The sequence below is a fragment of the Pseudoalteromonas sp. 2CM39R genome, from assembly GCF_023161845.1.
In genome coordinates this window covers 1-16,451 of record NZ_JALNTM010000022.1, presented here as the reverse complement: position 1 = coordinate 16,451, position 16,451 = coordinate 1, and the positions used below count along the sequence as shown (strand labels likewise).

Below are 16,451 nucleotides of genomic sequence, written 5' to 3'. Positions count from 1 at the left end.
ATTAAATTAAAATCTGTTAAATTACGCTACGTCTGTCAGTGGTTGAGCAAAGCTACTGATCTGCGCTTTTTCACCAAACCAGTGTAATTGGTCATGTAGTGAGGCCACTTCACCTATAATGAGTAACGCGGGCGAAATTATTTGATGCTGCTCAATGAGCTGCGCTAATTGGTCTAAATGTCCGGTAACTACGCGTTGATTTTTACGTGTGCCGTTTTCAATAATTGCGACTGGTGTTGTTGCTTCTCGCCCATGTTTTAATAGCTCGGCTTGAATATGCGGCGATTTAATCACCCCCATATAAATAGCCAGTGTTTGGTTTTTTTGTGCAAGCGACTGCCAATTAAGCTCTTGGCCTTCCTTTTTACAGTGACCAGTAACAAATTGAATAGCTTGAGCATGATCACGATGCGTTAAAGGAATACCTGCATAGGCACTACAGCCTGCGGCCGCCGTTATACCTGGCACTATTTGGTAATTTACGTTATTGGCTGCCAGTACTTGTACTTCTTCGCCACCACGACCATAAATAAATGGGTCGCCGCCTTTAATACGACATACTTTTTTACCTTGTTGCGCTAAATCAACTAGCATCTGGTTAGTGTCTTCTTGGGCTACGCTATGATCGCCTAAGCGCTTACCCACACAAATTAAATCGGCATCGCGGCGTACTAATTCCATAATTTCGTCGGAAACTAAATAATCATATACCACCACGTCGGCTTGTTGCATTAGCTGCAATGCTTTTAGGGTGAGTAACTCTGGATCCCCAGGGCCTGCACCCACTACGTATACTTCACCTTCTGGCTCTACTTTGGCATCTAGCATTTTCTCTAGTTGTTGTTCAGCGCTATGGGTATTACCGGTTTGGACTTTACTCACTACTGATGAATCAAACACGGCTTCCCAAAACTGGCGACGATCGGCAAAGTGTTTAAAGCGCTGTTTTACTTTATGGCGAAAGCCACCAACTAAGTTGGCGAGTGGACCAATGTGTTGCGGGATAAGTGTTTCGAGCTTTTCACGTAAACGTCTTGCTAATACCGGTGCGGTACCTGCACTTGAAATCGCAATGGTAATTGGGTTGCGATCAACAATAGAGGGAAAAATAAACGTACATTTAGGTTGATCATCCACCACGTTCACAAACACATTACGTGCATTAGCGAGTTCAAAAACCGTATTATTAACTTCATCATTGTCGGTGGCGGCAATGATCAAAATTTTGCCATCAAGATGTGACTCTTCAAAATAGGCATCTATTAAAGTAACTTCATTGCTGTGCGCATGTTCTTTTAATTCATCACAAAACCACGGGGCAACTAAGGTTACTGCAGCACGCGCTTTTAAGAACGCGCGGCATTTTCGCAAGGCAACTTCTCCACCGCCAACCACCAATACTGGCTTGTTGTCGAGTTTGGTAAAGATAGGTAAATATTGCACTGAGTAACGCCCCTAAAAAGATAATAAAGTGTTTAATACACAGGCAGAATATAGCGGCTATTGATAAGTAAAAAATAATTAAATCTTAGTTGATATACTCAAAAGTTATATAAACTATGTTTTTTAGGTCTAAATCTTATTTAGTAAGGGGTAGAGTGCTATTTAGTATAAAAAACGCGCTTATAGTGTTTGGTTATGAGCTATAGCAAGGTTAAGCTATGATGCTTATATAGTTTAAGGTTTTTAAAATTTCATGGGCATAAAATGACAAATAATACTCAAAACGCCATGCTAGTTGTTAGTTTAATGGATTTAACCAGTTTAAACACCGATGATAATCAAGCTAGTATTAATGCATTAGTAAACAGTATTGATCCTAAGTTAGGCATACCCGCTGCAGTTTGTGTGTTTAGTGAATTTGTAGATGATGCAAAAATAGCGCTCGCTAATCGGTTATTGAGTCATGTAAAAGTGGCCACAGTAACCAACTTTCCCACAGGTGATGCGCCACTTAATGAAGTGCTTAATGAAACATTAATAGCCATAGAGCGCGGGGCCGATGAAATTGACTTAGTCATTCCTTACAAAGCACTTATAAAAGGCGAAGCCGATACCGTGCTGAAATACGTGAGTGAAAGTAAAAAAGCATGTGGTAGTCGCGCTAAACTTAAAGTGATTATTGAAAGCGGTGAGCTAAAAACACCTGCACTTATTGCTCAAGCAACCGAGCTTGCTATTCAAGGGGGAGCTGATTTTGTAAAAACCAGCACCGGTAAAGTCGCGGTTAATGCCACGCTTGAAGCAACTGAAATTATGCTTAATACCATCAAAAAGTCATCAAAACCAGTTGGCTTTAAGGCCGCAGGCGGTGTGAAAACGACAGGTGATGCCAATGATTATTTGCAGCTAACAACTGAGATTATGGGGCATGAATATTTAGCACCAGAGACATTTAGGTTTGGCGCGTCCTCGCTGTTAAATGACGTTTATAAGGTATTGCATGAAGCGCAGCAGTGATGCCGAAAAACAACAGTTAGAGCACGATGCAGCTAAGTTGTTTTTGCGTTGCTATGAGCAGCAAACCGGCATTCATATGCGCCACATTTGGCATAATGAACCGAATAGACCCGATGTAAGTTGTTATCAAGAAAATGAGCAACTCGATATAGAAGTAGCGCATTTATATGCCAGCGAAACCGAAGCAATGGCCGTGTTAGGTCGGCCATTATCGATACAAATGCAACGTGATTTAGCTGACATGGCACAACAACCCAGTGAAAACCGACTGCAATCAGCATTAGGACGATTGCTCAAACAAAAAGCGACTAAGCGTTATTACTCAAAACGTACCTGGTTGCTAATTCGTAACGCTAGCACTATTTGGCATAAGAGCGACTTTGAAGCGGTAATAAAAACAATAGCTTTTCCAAATACCCATCAATTTGAGCAAATATGGTTACTGTGTGATTTTTATCGCGGTGAGTTATTACGAGTAGATTAAAAGCGACTAGGGGATAGCCGCTTTTTTTGATTTAAATGAATTGTGTTGCTTAGTTAAATTGAAACATGCTGCCTAAGCTTTCAAGCCCTGATTTTTGAGTTTTAGCTAAACATTTTGTGTCATCTAAAGATTTCTTTGTTGTTTCATCGGCAAGGCCTGTTACTTTTAAGCTCTTTTCTTGTTGATACTCGCGCAGTGCTAATACAGTTTGACGGTCGTATTTTACGTCTTCAGTCTCAAATTCTTCATAATTAGGTTGGTTTTTTAAATAGCCCAAGCAAACCAAGTTCATACGAGACATTGCTAAGTCCATTTTTTCATAATGTGGCATTCTATGATTCGGCACATCGACAGCGACAGCAGCAGGTGCTGCTTTTTTACTAGCTACCTTTGGCGGTGGTGGTGCTGTATAGCCTGCAGCAAGCGTGTTGTTTTGGTTATAGCGATAATAGGTGTCTGGGATTTTAGTTTCTAAAAACTCAACGGCTTTAATTATTACTTCACGTAGTGCTTTTTCTTTTGGTGTATCTGACCAACCACTAAGACTCCCTCCAACCAATGCGCCACCAAAGTTTGTTGCTGCGCTGGTAAAGTTAAAATCTTTACTACCGCCTTCAACACTAGTTGCAGCTAAAATACGTGAAGTGCGCGTATCAATTAACCTTAGGTCAATAGCCATATGCGATCCAGAAAAGCCAGCAGAAACAGAGCTAAACACATCACCAATAAAACCGCCCGAACCAACACTTGCACCTGAACTGTCATCATCAAACTCGGTAACCGCTGCAACGACTACAATCTCAGCGCCTTCAATTTCGCCATATGCAGCCCCAGATTGTGCACTCACTCTGCCTGATACTGCTAAATCTTGCTCCGAAAGCACAGCGTCTAGTGCTTGGCGCTCCAATACAATAAAGCGATTAGTGCCAACAAGTGCGGTGGTAAGTTGATCTGCCATACCTTCACCAATTTCTTTTCGCCACCATCTTGAGTTATTTGACTTATCAGTGAAACGTGCCACGGCGATACGTGCTTTAGGACCATTGTATTTTTGTTTACTTACTTCATTAATGTCAGGTGAATTTTTATTTGAAGTGACATTGGTTGAAGTGCTTTGGCATGCGCTTAAACTCGTTATTAATGCTGTGGCAAGTAGCGTTTTTTGTATTGATGAGAGCATAGTATTTTCCTTAATTTATCTGCTTAATTACATTTGTAGTTATTTTTTTAGCAATGGCTAATTAAGGTTAATTTAAATAAATCAGTAGCTTAAAAATAGTACTCAGGCGAAAGCTTTGAGTACAGATGCGAAGCTAATTACTTTTACATGTTTGTGCTTCTCTATATTGTTTAGGTGTCACTGTATATTTGGCTTTAAAGCAACGAGCAAAGTAACTTTGAGAACTAAAGCCGGTGTTATCTGCAACTAAACCTATGGTTAAGTCGCTACCTGCTAATAATTTTGCTGCATATTCTAGACGGGTATTGCGAATGTAATCACTGGGTGTAACGTCAAAAAGAGCTTTCATTTTTAATTGCAGTGCGCGAGGGCTCAAACACATTGCGCTGGCAAACTCTTCGACGCTAAACAGTTCATTTTGATAATTTTCGCGCAAGATTGTTTTTAAGCGTTCTGTAAATGTGTAATCTTTATTTTGCTCTATTTGCGCATCTAAGGTCACAGCATGTACTTGAGCTGATAGCTGTTTAACTAAGTGTTTATTTAACGCATCACGAATACCTAATAAACCATGAATCCGACTCTTTAATAATGATGCTTCAAAGGGTTTACACAGGTAGTCATCGGCCAGTAAATCAAGCCCTTTTATACGGCTATTACTGTCTGCTTTGGCAGAGAGTAATAAAACAGGAATATGGTTTATCGAAATGTCTGAGCGAATAGCGCTTAGAAGTTGATATCCATCCATCGTTGGCATCATCACGTCACTGAGCACCACATCGGGCATTTGAGTTTGGCACAGCAAAAGCCCTTCTTCTCCATTATTAGCGCTCAGACAGGTATAGTCATCACTAAACAATGAAACCAGTAACTCACGCATTTCCACGTTATCTTCAACAATGAGTAGTTTTTTGTTGTTTTTTAGCGGCATAGTTTGAGAGGGTGATAGTTGTTTATCCGTTAATAAGTTATCTGATTCACACAATGGCAAAGTGACTGTGAAGCAACTTCCCTTGTTGATTTTACTAACTAATGAAATTTGCCCACCGTATTGCTCTACAAGCTGCTTAACAAGCGCGAGACCTATACCACTGCCTGTTTGGTTGTGTGCTGCAACACGAGTAAAACGTTCAAAAATAAGCGCTTGCTGGTGTTCTTCGATACCAATACCAGTATCAGATACCGTTATAACAACATTATTGTTTGTGTTAGAAAGCGTTAGATTAACGCTTTCATTTGATGGGGTGTATTTAAGTGCATTGGTCAATAAGTTATCAATAATAGATAAAGCATGTTTAGTTTCTAAATTTATATAATTAGGCTGTTGCGTGGTGTCTTTAAAGGAAAAACTAATATTTTTTTGAGCAAACAAAATAGCGAAGTCGTCTACTATTTGTTCTATAAAAGGGCTTATAGAATAAGCGGATACATATTCTATAGTCGCACTTGGGCGCTGGCTGAGCTGTAATAGCTCATTAATTAAATTAAGTAGGCGGAGCCCGTTACGCTTGATTATAGAAACTTGATGTTGCGCTTGAGCACCGAGTTGTTGCTGTTGTAAGTTTTCTACTGGCGCTAAAATTAAGCTTAATGGCGTTTTAAGTTCATGGCTAATATTATCTAAAAATTGGGTCTTTAGTTGATTGAGCTTTCTTTCTTGTTGAATAAGTTGCTCTGCGGTTTTAGCTCGATAGCGTGACGCTAAAATTAACCATGTAATAATCAAAACTATTATAAGGTATGCCGCATACGCCAATTTCGTTTGCCACCAAGGAGGCGTTACTGTCAGCTTTAGCATAGTGTGAACCTTGCTCCATTGCCCGTATTGATCGCTAACTTTTAATTGTAATTGATAATTACCTGCACTTAGCTGTGAATAGTTAACTTGTCGTTGGCTTGCATCTGTATAGATAAATTGCTTATCTAAACCACTTAGCTTGTAAGCATACTGGTATTGATTAGCAGATGAGGCATTATTAACGGCGGAATATTTAAAGCCAATGACCCCTTGGCTAGTTGGAAAAGAGAGTTTTTTAGTATGATTTATTAGTTTTGCTGGCTGTTTTTGATCTGTTAGATAGTTTTTTGTTGAACTTGCTTGGTTATAAATTAATAGCTCAGTTAACACTGGGGTTGGAGCTGAAGTACTCAATAGCAGTTTACTAGGGTAAAACTGATTAAAACCATTGATTCCGCCAAAAAATAGCTCGCCATCAGCTGCTTGAAAAGCGGCACCTAAAATAAACGAATTATGCTGCACGCCGTCACGAGGTAAAAAATGCTGCATAGCTTGATTCGTGGGATTATAGCGAGTGAGCCCTTGGTTACTGCTTAGCCATAAGTGGCCTTTACTATCATCTTTAATAGCAAAAATATTATCGTTTAGTAATCCATCATGTTCGGTAATGTAAGAGATTTTTTGTGTTTTTTTATCAAGGCGGTTTAAACCACCAAAGGTACCCACCCATAGGGTATCGTTATTTTGCAAGTGCAAAGAGGTGACCATATTATGGCTTAAACCAGTCTGCGATGTCTGATCCGAGGGGTAATGAGTAAATGACTCATCCGCCATACTTAGATAGTCTAAACCTGCACGCGTCCCGACCCATAATCCGTTCGCATTGTGATCATAGAGCACGGTAAATACGGTATTGTTAGCAAGGCTATTTACTGAGTCGTCGTGCTTGTAATGTTGAACCTCTAAGGTGTCGGGATTAAAGCGTGTTAAACCTTGGTTGCTACCTAGCCATAAATTTCCTTTAGGATCGCTCGTTATCGCATAAACACGATCGCTGCTAAGTTGATGACTTTGCGTTGTATAGGCAATAAAATTATCTTCAGCTGGATTGTATTGCAGTAACCCACCGCCATAGGTACCAATCCAAAGTCGCTGTTGGTTATCTTCATGCAGGCTAAATACATTATTATTAGTAAGGCCGCTTTGCAATTTTGAGTTAACTTTATAGCGCTTAAAGCCAGTGTCGGTTTGTTTGTTTAAGCCATCACGCGTACCAACCCATAACTGACCTTGTGAATCTTTAAGTAGAGCGCGAACAAAATTATGACTAATGGTAGTCTCATCATCGCTCAAATGCTGTTGATGCGAAAATTGATTTTGCTTTTTATCATAACGTTGCAAGCCATAGCCATCAGTACCAATCCAAATGATACCGAACTGATCTTGATAAAGTGACAATAGGTAATCATTAACAAGCCCATTTAGTTGCTGTTTATTGTGCGGTATGTGCTCAAAGTTATTTTTAGATGTACTTTGCTCTGTTTTATAAAATAAACCTTTTCCATAACTTGTCAGCCACATGGTATCGGTGTCGTCAATTAATATATCGGTGATCCATACATCTGTAAATTGAGCAAACTCCGCAAAAGCCTCTGTTGTTGGAATAAATAGGCTAAGGCCTTGTTTGCTTGCTAGTAATAGCTGCCCTTGTGTATTTAAGTGTAAGCGCCATAAATTCTTATGGCTCTTTGCTATGTGTTTAAACGTTTTTAGCTCTGGGTTAAATTTAATTAATCCCTCGTTGGTCGCTAACCAGATATTCTGTTGAGCATCTATTACGATATCTTGTATTACGGTATTAGCTTGCTCGGGGCTATTATAGCTAAATGACTCAACTTCATTATTGACTATATTTAATCGTGTTAACTTTCCATGTTCATGGCCTAACCAAATATTATTTAGGTTATCTGACGCCAGTGACCATATACGGTTATCAGTAATCGCCAACTCAGTTTGCGTATTAAAAACCTTAAATTGACCGGTTTGAGTATCAAGTAAGTTTAAACCATTACTGGCTGTAGAAAACCAGATAGCATGAGGGCCGCCAGCAAGGCAATCGGTGACCCAGTTTCCTGAAATACTAGCCTCAGTAGGGTGAGACTTGAAGCGTTTAAACTCATAACCATCAAAGCGATTAAGACCGCCTTGTGTGGCAAACCAATGAAACCCTTGCTCATCAGTGATGCTGCATGTAATCGAGTTTTGCGATAATCCTTGCTCACTCGAATATGTATCTAAGTGAATAGGGCGGGCAATAAGCATGCTATGAAACAAGCAAAAAATACTTAAAATGAGGGTTTTGAATAGGGTTTGAAGTAAAGGCACTGGCTTCCTTGTGCGAACAGTATTCCTAAAATTGAAACAATCATAAACTGCTTTTTTAATAATGTTAAGTTTGATTTTTACAGCCGTCAGTGAGATTTTAAGTTATGGGTATCTTTTTACTCTTGTGTTAATGAATTGCGTAAGTATAATAGGCATCCACTTTGCAGGGGCGTAGTTCCAATTGGTAGAACAGCGGTCTCCAAAACCGACGGTTGGGAGTTCGAATCTCTCCGCCCCTGCCAATTTTTTACAAAGTGAGTAAAGTCTAGAACTAAAAATCGGTTTAAGTAAGCTTGTTTTTAAGTTTAGATTTTAATGGATTAACCCTGTCGACGTGCAGGGTTGTTGTGTCTGTAGTTAAGGTAATAATATTATGAGCACGAATATAGAAACACCATCGAGTGGGATGGAGTCAGTAAAGTGGTTAGTAGCAATTGCGCTACTTGCAGGCGCAGTCGTTGGTAACCATATGTTTGCAGATCAGTCTGTATTACTACGTGCTATTGGCGTTGTGGTTGCGATAGCTGCGGGTTTAGCTATTGCTTCGCAAACTTTCAAGGGACGTACATTCCTTGCTTTTGCAAAAGAAGCGCGTATCGAAGTACGCAAGGTAGTTTGGCCGACGCGTCAAGAAACAACGCACACGACATTAATTGTAATGGTTGCAACAGTGATTATGGCATTAATCCTTTGGGGATTAGATGGCATTTTATTCCGCGCTGTAGGCTTTTTAACTGGATTGGAGATCTGATCCCATGTCGGATGAGAATAACGAAAAGAAACTACGTTGGTACGTAGTACAGGCTTTCTCAGGTTATGAGAAGCGTGTTGCTCAAACATTATTAGAGCATATTAAAATCAAAGGTCTAGAAGATAGCTTTGGTGAAGTATTAGTTCCTACTGAAGAAGTCGTAGAGATGCGTGCTGGTCAAAAGCGTAAATCTGAGCGTAAATTCTTCCCAGGTTACGTACTAGTACAAATGGATATGAATGATGCAAGCTGGCACTTAGTAAATAGCACAGAACGTGTTATGGGCTTTATTGGTGGCACATCAGACCGTCCTGCGCCTATTAGCACAAAAGAAGCTGATCGTATTCTTAACCGTCTACAAGAGAACGCAGAAGCGCCTAAACCAGCAACATTATTTGAGCCGGGTGAAGTGGTTCGTGTTACTGATGGTCCATTTGCAGACTTTAGTGGTGTGGTTGAAGAAGTTGACTACGAAAAGAGCCGCGTTAAAGTGTCGGTACTTATTTTTGGTCGTTCTACGCCAGTTGAACTTGAATTTGGTCAAGTTGAACAAGATAAGTAATTGATTTAAAGCGTCGCGTTAAAAACTTTTAAATTTTTGGCACGAAGCTTGAAAAAGGCCGCTGATTAACTTATAATCAGCGGCCTTTTTGTATTCAGGGAAAACGTTTGTTTAACTGTTTACTAAAAAGTGAGAAACCAATTTTTAAACTGGGAAGCCGCTAGAGTACGCGTCCTCGCGCGCACAAGGCTAAGACCCACCTAATGAGGTATTTATAATGGCTAAGAAAGTTGAAGCTCTAATCAAGCTACAAGTTGCTGCTGGTATGGCTAACCCTAGTCCTCCAGTAGGTCCAGCACTAGGTCAACACGGTGTAAACATCATGGAATTCTGTAAAGCGTTCAACGCACGTACAGAATCTATCGAAAAAGGCGCTCCAGTTCCTGTAGTGATCTCTGTTTACGGCGACCGTTCATTTACGTTCGACATGAAAACGCCACCGGCTGCTTACTTACTTAAGAAAGCTGCAGGTATCAAATCTGGTTCAGGCCGTCCTAACACTGAAAAAGTAGGCACAGTAACTCGTGCTCAACTTGAAGAAATCGTTGAGACAAAGAAACCAGACCTTACAGCTTCTGATTTAGAAGCTGCGGTTCGCACTATCGCAGGTTCTGCGCGTGCGATGGGCTTGAACGTAGAGGACTAAGATAATGGCTAAATTAACTAAACGTATGCGTACTATCCGCGAAAAAGTGGAAGTAACTAAAGATTACGAAATTAACGAAGCAGTTGCTCTTTTAAAAGAACTAGCGACAGCTAAATTCGTAGAAAGTGTTGACGTTGCTGTTAACCTTGGTATCGATGCTCGTAAATCTGATCAAAACGTTCGTGGTGCAACTGTACTACCTAACGGTACTGGTCGTGACGTTCGTGTTGCTGTATTCACTCAAGGCGCTAATGCAGAAGCTGCAAAAGAAGCCGGTGCTGAATTAGTAGGCATGGAAGATCTTGCTGACCTAGTTAAGAAAGGCGAGATGAATTTTGACGTTGTTGTTGCATCACCAGACGCTATGCGTGTTGTTGGTCAACTAGGTCAAATCTTAGGCCCACGTGGTCTAATGCCAAACCCTAAAACTGGTACTGTAACACCTAACGTTGCAGAAGCAGTTAAAAATGCGAAAGCAGGTCAAGTGCGTTACCGCAATGACAAAAATGGTATCATCCATACTACTATTGGTAAGGTTGATTTCACTGCTGAGCAGTTACAACAAAACCTTGAAGCTCTAATTGTTGCGCTTAAGAAGGCTAAACCTTCTCAAGCTAAAGGTGTTTACTTGAAGAAAGTAACTATCTCTACAACAATGGGCGCAGGTGTTTCTGTTGACCAAGGCACTTTAAGCACAGTTGTTGCTTAATTGAGTGTTTACATGGCGTGAAATTTGTACTATAATTTTGCGCCATTTTGCTGATTAATTTAGTTGATCGCAAAGTAAAGAATTCGGGTTGAAGTCCATAATTTCGAAGCGCCTTCGGGCAACGCGATAAATTGGGCTTCCGTCCAAGACCGTAGGCGGCTTAGGCCTTAATATTACCTACGTAGACGGTGTGAATCCCCAGATAGATTTTTCCTAATCTTCTGGCTCTCGCCGTAAAAAGCATCTCCACCTTTATTGGTGGGGAAGAGTAAAACAGGGAAGCCGATGTACGGTAACCCATTAAACCAGGAGTAACACCCATGGCTTTAAATCTTCAAGGCAAAAAGGCAATTGTTGCTGAAGTCAACGAAGCAGCCACTGGTGCTCTATCTGCAGTAGTTGCAGATTCTCGTGGTGTAACAGTTGGTGCAATCACTGCCCTTCGTAAAGAAGCTCGCGAAGCGGGTGTTTGGATGAAAGTTGTCCGTAACACTCTAGCTAAACGTGCTCTTGAAGGAACAGACTTTGAATGCCTATCTGATTCATTTGTTGGTCCAAGCTTAATCGCTTTCTCATCAGAGCACCCAGGTGCTGCTGCGCGTATCTTTTCAGACTTCGCGAAAAAGAATGAGAAATTTGAGCTTAAAACGGCCGCTTTTGAAGGTAATGTAGTAGACGCAGCTATGCTTGCAACTCTACCTACATACGACGAAGCTGTTGCACGCTTAATGAGCGCTATGAAAGAAGCGTCTGCTGGTAAATTGTGTAAAACAATTGAAGCAGTACGTGTACAGAAAGAAGAGCAAGCTGCTTAATTTTAAGCTGTTTAATCCCTTTCGGTGTAAATTTATTTGGACCTTAGAGTCCGTTAATTATTAGGAAATTTGTAATGTCTGTAACTAAAGACCAAATCCTTGACGCAATTGCTGAAATGTCAGTAATGGACGTTGTTGCTCTAGTTGAAGCAATGGAAGAAAAATTCGGCGTAACTGCTGCAGCTGCTATGGTAGCAGGTCCTGCTGCTGAAGCTGCTGAAGAGAAAACAGAATTTGACGTAATCCTTACTGGCGCTGGCGCTAATAAAGTTGCGGCAATCAAAGCTGTACGTGGCGCAACTGGTCTTGGCTTAAAAGAAGCTAAAGCTCTAGTTGAAGCTGCTCCAACTCCAGTTAAAGAAGGTATCTCTAAGGAAGAAGCTGAAGCTCTTGCTAAAGACCTTACAGAAGCTGGTGCTGAAGTTGAGGTTAAGTAATCTAGCTTTTGCTAGGTTCGCTGCCTGAGAAATCAGGCAAGGGCTGGTGATTATTTAATCACCGGCCTTTTTGCGCTATAGAGCGACTATTCTTATAGCGCAAATAAAATCTGATTTATTCTTTAATTTCAACGCTTTATAGTTTGCTAGTGTTGAGGTGGGATTAAGTTGGAACAACAGTTAATGTTGTACATCTTGGCATAGATGCCAGTTAAGTCTGTTCTTACAAGAACAGGTCGGGTCAAAGATCAGCAAGCTGAGGAACCCCATGGCTTACTCTTATTCTGAAAAGAAACGTATCCGTAAGGATTTTGGTAAACGTCCACAAGTTTTGGATATACCTTTCTTACTGTCGACGCAGTTAGAATCGTTTAAAAAATTCTTAGTCCCGGACGCTGATGGCGATCATGGTTTGGAAGCTGCCTTCCGTTCTGTGTTCCCAATTAAAAGCTACTCGGGAAATTCTGAGCTTCAATACGTAAGTTATCGTATTGGTGAGCCAGTATTCGATGTAAAAGAATGTCAAATTCGCGGTGTGACTTATTCTGCTCCACTTCGCGTGAAACTGCGTCTTGTAGTAATGGACAAAGAAGCTCCAGGCACAGTTAAAGACATTAAAGAGCAAGAAGTTTACATGGGCGAAATTCCGCTCATGACCGATACCGGTACTTTTGTAATCAATGGTACAGAGCGTGTTATCGTTTCTCAGCTACACCGTAGCCCTGGTGTATTCTTTGATAACGACCGCGGTAAAACTCACTCGTCAGGTAAAGTGCTTTATAACGCACGTGTAATTCCTTACCGTGGTTCATGGTTAGACTTCGAATTTGATGCAAAAGATAACTTATATGTACGTATTGACCGTCGTCGTAAATTACCGGCGTCTATCATCCTACGTGCACTTGAGTACACGAGTGAAGAAATCCTAGATATCTTCTTCGATACTACTGCGTTTGAAATCGCTGACGGTAAAGTTCTTATGGAACTTGTGCCTTCACGTTTACGTGGTGAAACTGCCGCTTTTGATATCAAGAGCGAAGACGGTGAAGTCCTTGTTGAAAGCGGTCGTCGTGTTACGGCTCGCCACATCAAGAGCATCGAGAAAAAAGGCATTAAGCAATTAGAAGTACCACATGAGTACATCATTGGCCGTGTATTAGCGAAGAACTATGTTGATGAGTCAACAGGTGAAATCATTGCTACTGCAAATGACGAGCTAACGCTTGAAATGATGGCTGAATTGGTTAAAGCCGGTCACACGACCATTGATACACTATACATCAATGAAGTGGACAGCGGCGCTTACATGTCAAATACGTTGAATATTGACTCGTCAAGCAACCGTTTAGAAGCACTAGTAGAAATTTATCGCATGATGCGCCCAGGCGAGCCACCGACGAAAGACGCGGCTGAAGCCTTATTTGAGAACTTATTCTTCTCAGAAGAACGCTATGACTTATCAACAGTAGGTCGTATGAAGTTCAATAGCCGTGTTGGTTACGATTCAGACACAGGCCCTGGCACATTAAGCAAAGAAGACATCGTAGCGGTTATGAAAGTATTGATTGCTATTCGTAACGGTGTTGGCGATGTTGATGATATAGACCACTTAGGCAACCGTCGTATACGTAGTGTTGGCGAAATGGCTGAGAATCAATTCCGTGTAGGTTTAGTACGTGTAGAACGTGCTGTACGTGAGCGTTTAAGCTTAGGTGACCTTGATGCGGTAATGCCACAAGATCTTATTAACGCTAAGCCTATTTCGGCAGCGGTTAAAGAGTTCTTCGGCTCGTCTCAGTTATCACAGTTTATGGACCAAAATAACCCGCTATCAGAAGTAACGCATAAGCGTCGTATTTCTGCATTAGGTCCGGGCGGTCTAACTCGTGAGCGCGCTGGCTTTGAAGTACGTGACGTTCACGTAACTCACTACGGTCGCGTATGTCCAATCGAGACTCCTGAGGGTCCAAACATCGGTCTAATTAACTCATTGTCTACGTATGCACGTACCAATGACTACGGTTTCTTAGAAACACCTTACCGCAAAGTGGTAGACGGTGTAGTAACTGATGAAGTTGATTACCTATCAGCCATTGAGGAAGGTCAGTTTGTTATCGCACAGGCGAACTCAAACTTAACTGAAACCAATGAGTTTGTAGATGAACTTATTCCATGTCGTCACAAAGGTGAATCAACCTTTATGGGTCGCATGGATCAGCAATATATGGATGTATCACCACAACAGGTGATCTCTGTAGCGGCAGCACTTATCCCGTTTCTAGAACACGATGATGCTAACCGTGCATTGATGGGTTCAAACATGCAACGTCAAGCAGTACCAACATTGAAAGCGGACAAACCGTTAGTAGGTACAGGTATTGAGTTAACACTAGCAAAAGATTCTGGTGTAACGATTGTTGCTAAACGTGGTGGTGAAGTAATGTATGCCGACGCAAGTCGCATCGTTGTTAATGTACATGAAGAAGAGCGCATCCCTGGTGAAGCGGGCATCGACATCTACAACTTAACCAAGTACACACGTTCTAACCAAAATACATGTATTAACCAAAAGCCGACTTGTATGGTTGGTGAACCGGTTACTCGTGGCGATGTGTTAGCAGATGGTCCTTCGACTGACTTAGGTGACTTAGCCCTTGGTCAAAACCTTCGCGTGGCATTCATGCCATGGAACGGTTACAACTTCGAGGATTCAATCTTATTATCAGAGCGCGTAGTTGAAGAAGATCGTCTAACGACTATCCACATTCAAGAACTACAGTGTATCGCCCGTGATACTAAATTAGGCTCAGAAGAGATCACAGCAGATATCCCGAACGTGGGTGAATCTGCACTAGGCAAGCTTGATGAATCAGGCGTTGTATATATTGGTGCTGAAGTTAAAGGCGGCGATATCCTAGTAGGTAAAGTGACTCCGAAAGGCGAAACGCAATTAACACCAGAAGAGAAGCTACTACGTGCTATCTTCGGTGAAAAAGCGTCTGACGTTAAAGACAGCTCTTTACGTGTACCTAACTCTGTAACTGGTACTGTAATCGACGTACAAGTTTTCACCCGTGATGGTGTTGAAAAAGATAAGCGTGCGTTAGAAGTTGAAGACATGCAGCTTCGCGAAGCGAAGAAAGACTTCAACGAAGAGTTCCGTATTCTAGAAGCTGGTGTTTTAGAGCGTGCTCGCAAGTTACTTGTGGCAGCTGGCTTCGATGAAGACAACTTAGCGTCACTGAATGCTGAAAAGTTACTAACTCAAAGCCTTGCTGAAGAAGACAAGCAAGCTGAACTTGAGCAACTAGCTGCACAGTACGATGAGCTTAAAGCTGAATACGATAAGAAGTTTGAAAACAAACGTCGTAAAATTACCCAAGGTGATGACTTAGCACCAGGTGTACTTAAAATTGTTAAAGTATACTTAGCTGTTAAACGTCGTATCCAACCGGGTGATAAAATGGCGGGTCGTCACGGTAACAAAGGTGTTATCTCGACTATCGTACCAGTAGAAGATATGCCATACGATGACAAAGGTCGTACGGTAGATATCGTACTAAATCCACTAGGTGTACCATCGCGAATGAACATCGGTCAGATCCTTGAAACACATATGGGTCTAGCTGCACGCGGTATTGGTGAGCGCTTAGAAGAAATGATGAAAGAGCAACGTGAGCTTCATGAGCTACGTGAATTCATCAAACAAGCTTATGAGATCGGTGAATCTCGTCAGGTTGTGGATATCGCTAGTTTCTCTGATGACGAAATTCGTCGTTTAGCTGAAAACTTGAAAGGTGGTTTACCGATTGCTACTCCTGCATTTGATGGCGCGAAAGAAGACGAAATCAAAGACATGCTAGAGCTAGGCGGCTACCCTAGAAGTGGTCAGGTTACACTTTATGATGGCCGTACTGGCGATCAGTTTGAACGTCAAGTAACTGTAGGTTACATGTACATGCTTAAACTTAACCACTTGGTTGATGATAAGATGCACGCGCGTTCTACTGGTTCTTACAGCCTTGTTACTCAGCAGCCGCTGGGTGGTAAAGCACAGTTCGGTGGCCAGCGTTTTGGTGAGATGGAAGTATGGGCACTTGAAGCTTACGGTGCTGCTTACACTCTACAAGAAATGCTAACAGTGAAATCGGATGACGTGAACGGTCGTACTAAGATGTATAAAAACATCGTTGATGGTAACCATAAAATGGAACCAGGTATGCCAGAATCGTTCAACGTATTGTTGAAAGAAATCCGCTCACTGGGTATCAACATCGAGTTGGA

12 protein-coding genes and 1 tRNA gene are annotated in these 16,451 nt (G+C 41.5%); 10 read left to right on the top strand and 3 right to left on the bottom strand.

Features of this window, described 5'->3' with window-relative positions; translation table 11 throughout:
• Nucleotides 1-21: 21 nt before the first annotated feature.
• Nucleotides 22-1,443: a siroheme synthase CysG gene (cysG, locus tag MTF66_RS31445; RefSeq protein WP_248529612.1), complete on the bottom strand. Its 1,422-nt coding sequence runs from the start codon at nt 1,441-1,443 to the stop codon at nt 22-24.
• Between the two features lie 264 nt (nt 1,444-1,707).
• Between cysG and deoC the strand changes: the two genes are divergently transcribed.
• Both deoC and MTF66_RS31435 read left to right on the top strand, forming a co-directional pair.
• Complete coding sequence (deoC, locus tag MTF66_RS31440) at nt 1,708-2,460, top strand: deoxyribose-phosphate aldolase (protein WP_248529611.1); 753 nt, start codon at nt 1,708-1,710, stop codon at nt 2,458-2,460.
• A complete protein-coding gene (locus MTF66_RS31435) occupies nt 2,444-2,944 on the top strand; it encodes a hypothetical protein (protein ID WP_054202755.1) in 501 nt (166 codons plus the stop codon). The genes deoC and MTF66_RS31435 overlap by 17 nt, the downstream gene beginning before the upstream one ends.
• A 49-nt stretch (nt 2,945-2,993) precedes the next feature.
• Here the strand turns inward: MTF66_RS31435 and MTF66_RS31430 are convergent, their stop codons facing one another.
• On the bottom strand, nt 2,994-4,124 hold the full coding sequence (locus MTF66_RS31430; RefSeq protein ID WP_075170828.1) for a CsgG/HfaB family protein: 1,131 nt from the start codon (nt 4,122-4,124) through the stop codon (nt 2,994-2,996).
• A 133-nt stretch (nt 4,125-4,257) separates the two neighbouring features.
• A complete protein-coding gene (locus tag MTF66_RS31425; RefSeq protein WP_248529610.1) occupies nt 4,258-8,247 on the bottom strand; it encodes a two-component regulator propeller domain-containing protein in 3,990 nt (1,329 codons plus the stop codon).
• A 165-nt stretch (nt 8,248-8,412) separates the two neighbouring features.
• On the opposite strand from MTF66_RS31425, the gene MTF66_RS31420 reads away from it, so the two are divergent.
• The 8 genes from MTF66_RS31420 to rpoB form a co-directional block, all read left to right on the top strand.
• Nucleotides 8,413-8,489, top strand: a tRNA-Trp gene (locus MTF66_RS31420).
• Nucleotides 8,490-8,620: 131 nt separating this feature from the next.
• Nucleotides 8,621-8,998 (top strand): preprotein translocase subunit SecE, encoded by a 378-nt coding sequence (gene secE / locus MTF66_RS31415; protein WP_054202752.1) that lies wholly within the window; start codon nt 8,621-8,623, stop codon nt 8,996-8,998.
• A 4-nt stretch (nt 8,999-9,002) separates the two neighbouring features.
• On the top strand, nt 9,003-9,560 hold the full coding sequence (gene nusG, locus MTF66_RS31410) for a transcription termination/antitermination protein NusG (RefSeq protein WP_008108460.1): 558 nt from the start codon (nt 9,003-9,005) through the stop codon (nt 9,558-9,560).
• A gap of 217 nt (nt 9,561-9,777) precedes the next feature.
• Nucleotides 9,778-10,206 carry a 50S ribosomal protein L11 gene (gene rplK, locus MTF66_RS31405; protein ID WP_008108462.1) on the top strand — a complete coding sequence of 143 codons (429 nt, stop codon included), beginning with the start codon at nt 9,778-9,780 and terminating at the stop codon, nt 10,204-10,206.
• A 4-nt stretch (nt 10,207-10,210) separates the two neighbouring features.
• A complete protein-coding gene (gene rplA / locus MTF66_RS31400) occupies nt 10,211-10,915 on the top strand; it encodes a 50S ribosomal protein L1 (RefSeq protein ID WP_010392122.1) in 705 nt (234 codons plus the stop codon).
• 320 nt (nt 10,916-11,235) lie between these two features.
• A complete protein-coding gene (gene rplJ, locus MTF66_RS31395) occupies nt 11,236-11,730 on the top strand; it encodes a 50S ribosomal protein L10 (RefSeq protein WP_008108464.1) in 495 nt (164 codons plus the stop codon).
• 74 nt (nt 11,731-11,804) lie between these two features.
• The gene (rplL, locus tag MTF66_RS31390) at nt 11,805-12,167 is read left to right on the top strand and encodes a 50S ribosomal protein L7/L12 (RefSeq protein WP_008108465.1); all 363 of its coding nucleotides are present in this window, start codon (nt 11,805-11,807) and stop codon (nt 12,165-12,167) included.
• A 268-nt stretch (nt 12,168-12,435) separates the two neighbouring features.
• Nucleotides 12,436-16,451, top strand: a 4,016-nt coding sequence (gene rpoB, locus MTF66_RS31385) for a DNA-directed RNA polymerase subunit beta (protein WP_248529609.1), incomplete at its 3' end; no start/stop codon positions are given.

What these genes read in the sequence shown, in the direction of transcription:
- deoC (WP_248529611.1), top strand. Translation starts at nt 1,708, where the DNA reads ATGACAAATAATACTCAAAACGCCATGCTAGTTGTTAGTTTAATGGAT.
- MTF66_RS31435 (WP_054202755.1), top strand. Translation starts at nt 2,444, where the DNA reads ATGAAGCGCAGCAGTGATGCCGAAAAACAACAGTTAGAGCACGATGCA.
- MTF66_RS31430 (WP_075170828.1), bottom strand. Translation starts at nt 4,124, where the DNA reads ATGCTCTCATCAATACAAAAAACGCTACTTGCCACAGCATTAATAACG.
- secE (WP_054202752.1), top strand. Translation starts at nt 8,621, where the DNA reads ATGAGCACGAATATAGAAACACCATCGAGTGGGATGGAGTCAGTAAAG.
- nusG (WP_008108460.1), top strand. Translation starts at nt 9,003, where the DNA reads ATGTCGGATGAGAATAACGAAAAGAAACTACGTTGGTACGTAGTACAG.
- rplK (WP_008108462.1), top strand. Translation starts at nt 9,778, where the DNA reads ATGGCTAAGAAAGTTGAAGCTCTAATCAAGCTACAAGTTGCTGCTGGT.
- rplA (WP_010392122.1), top strand. Translation starts at nt 10,211, where the DNA reads ATGGCTAAATTAACTAAACGTATGCGTACTATCCGCGAAAAAGTGGAA.
- rplJ (WP_008108464.1), top strand. Translation starts at nt 11,236, where the DNA reads ATGGCTTTAAATCTTCAAGGCAAAAAGGCAATTGTTGCTGAAGTCAAC.
- rplL (WP_008108465.1), top strand. Translation starts at nt 11,805, where the DNA reads ATGTCTGTAACTAAAGACCAAATCCTTGACGCAATTGCTGAAATGTCA.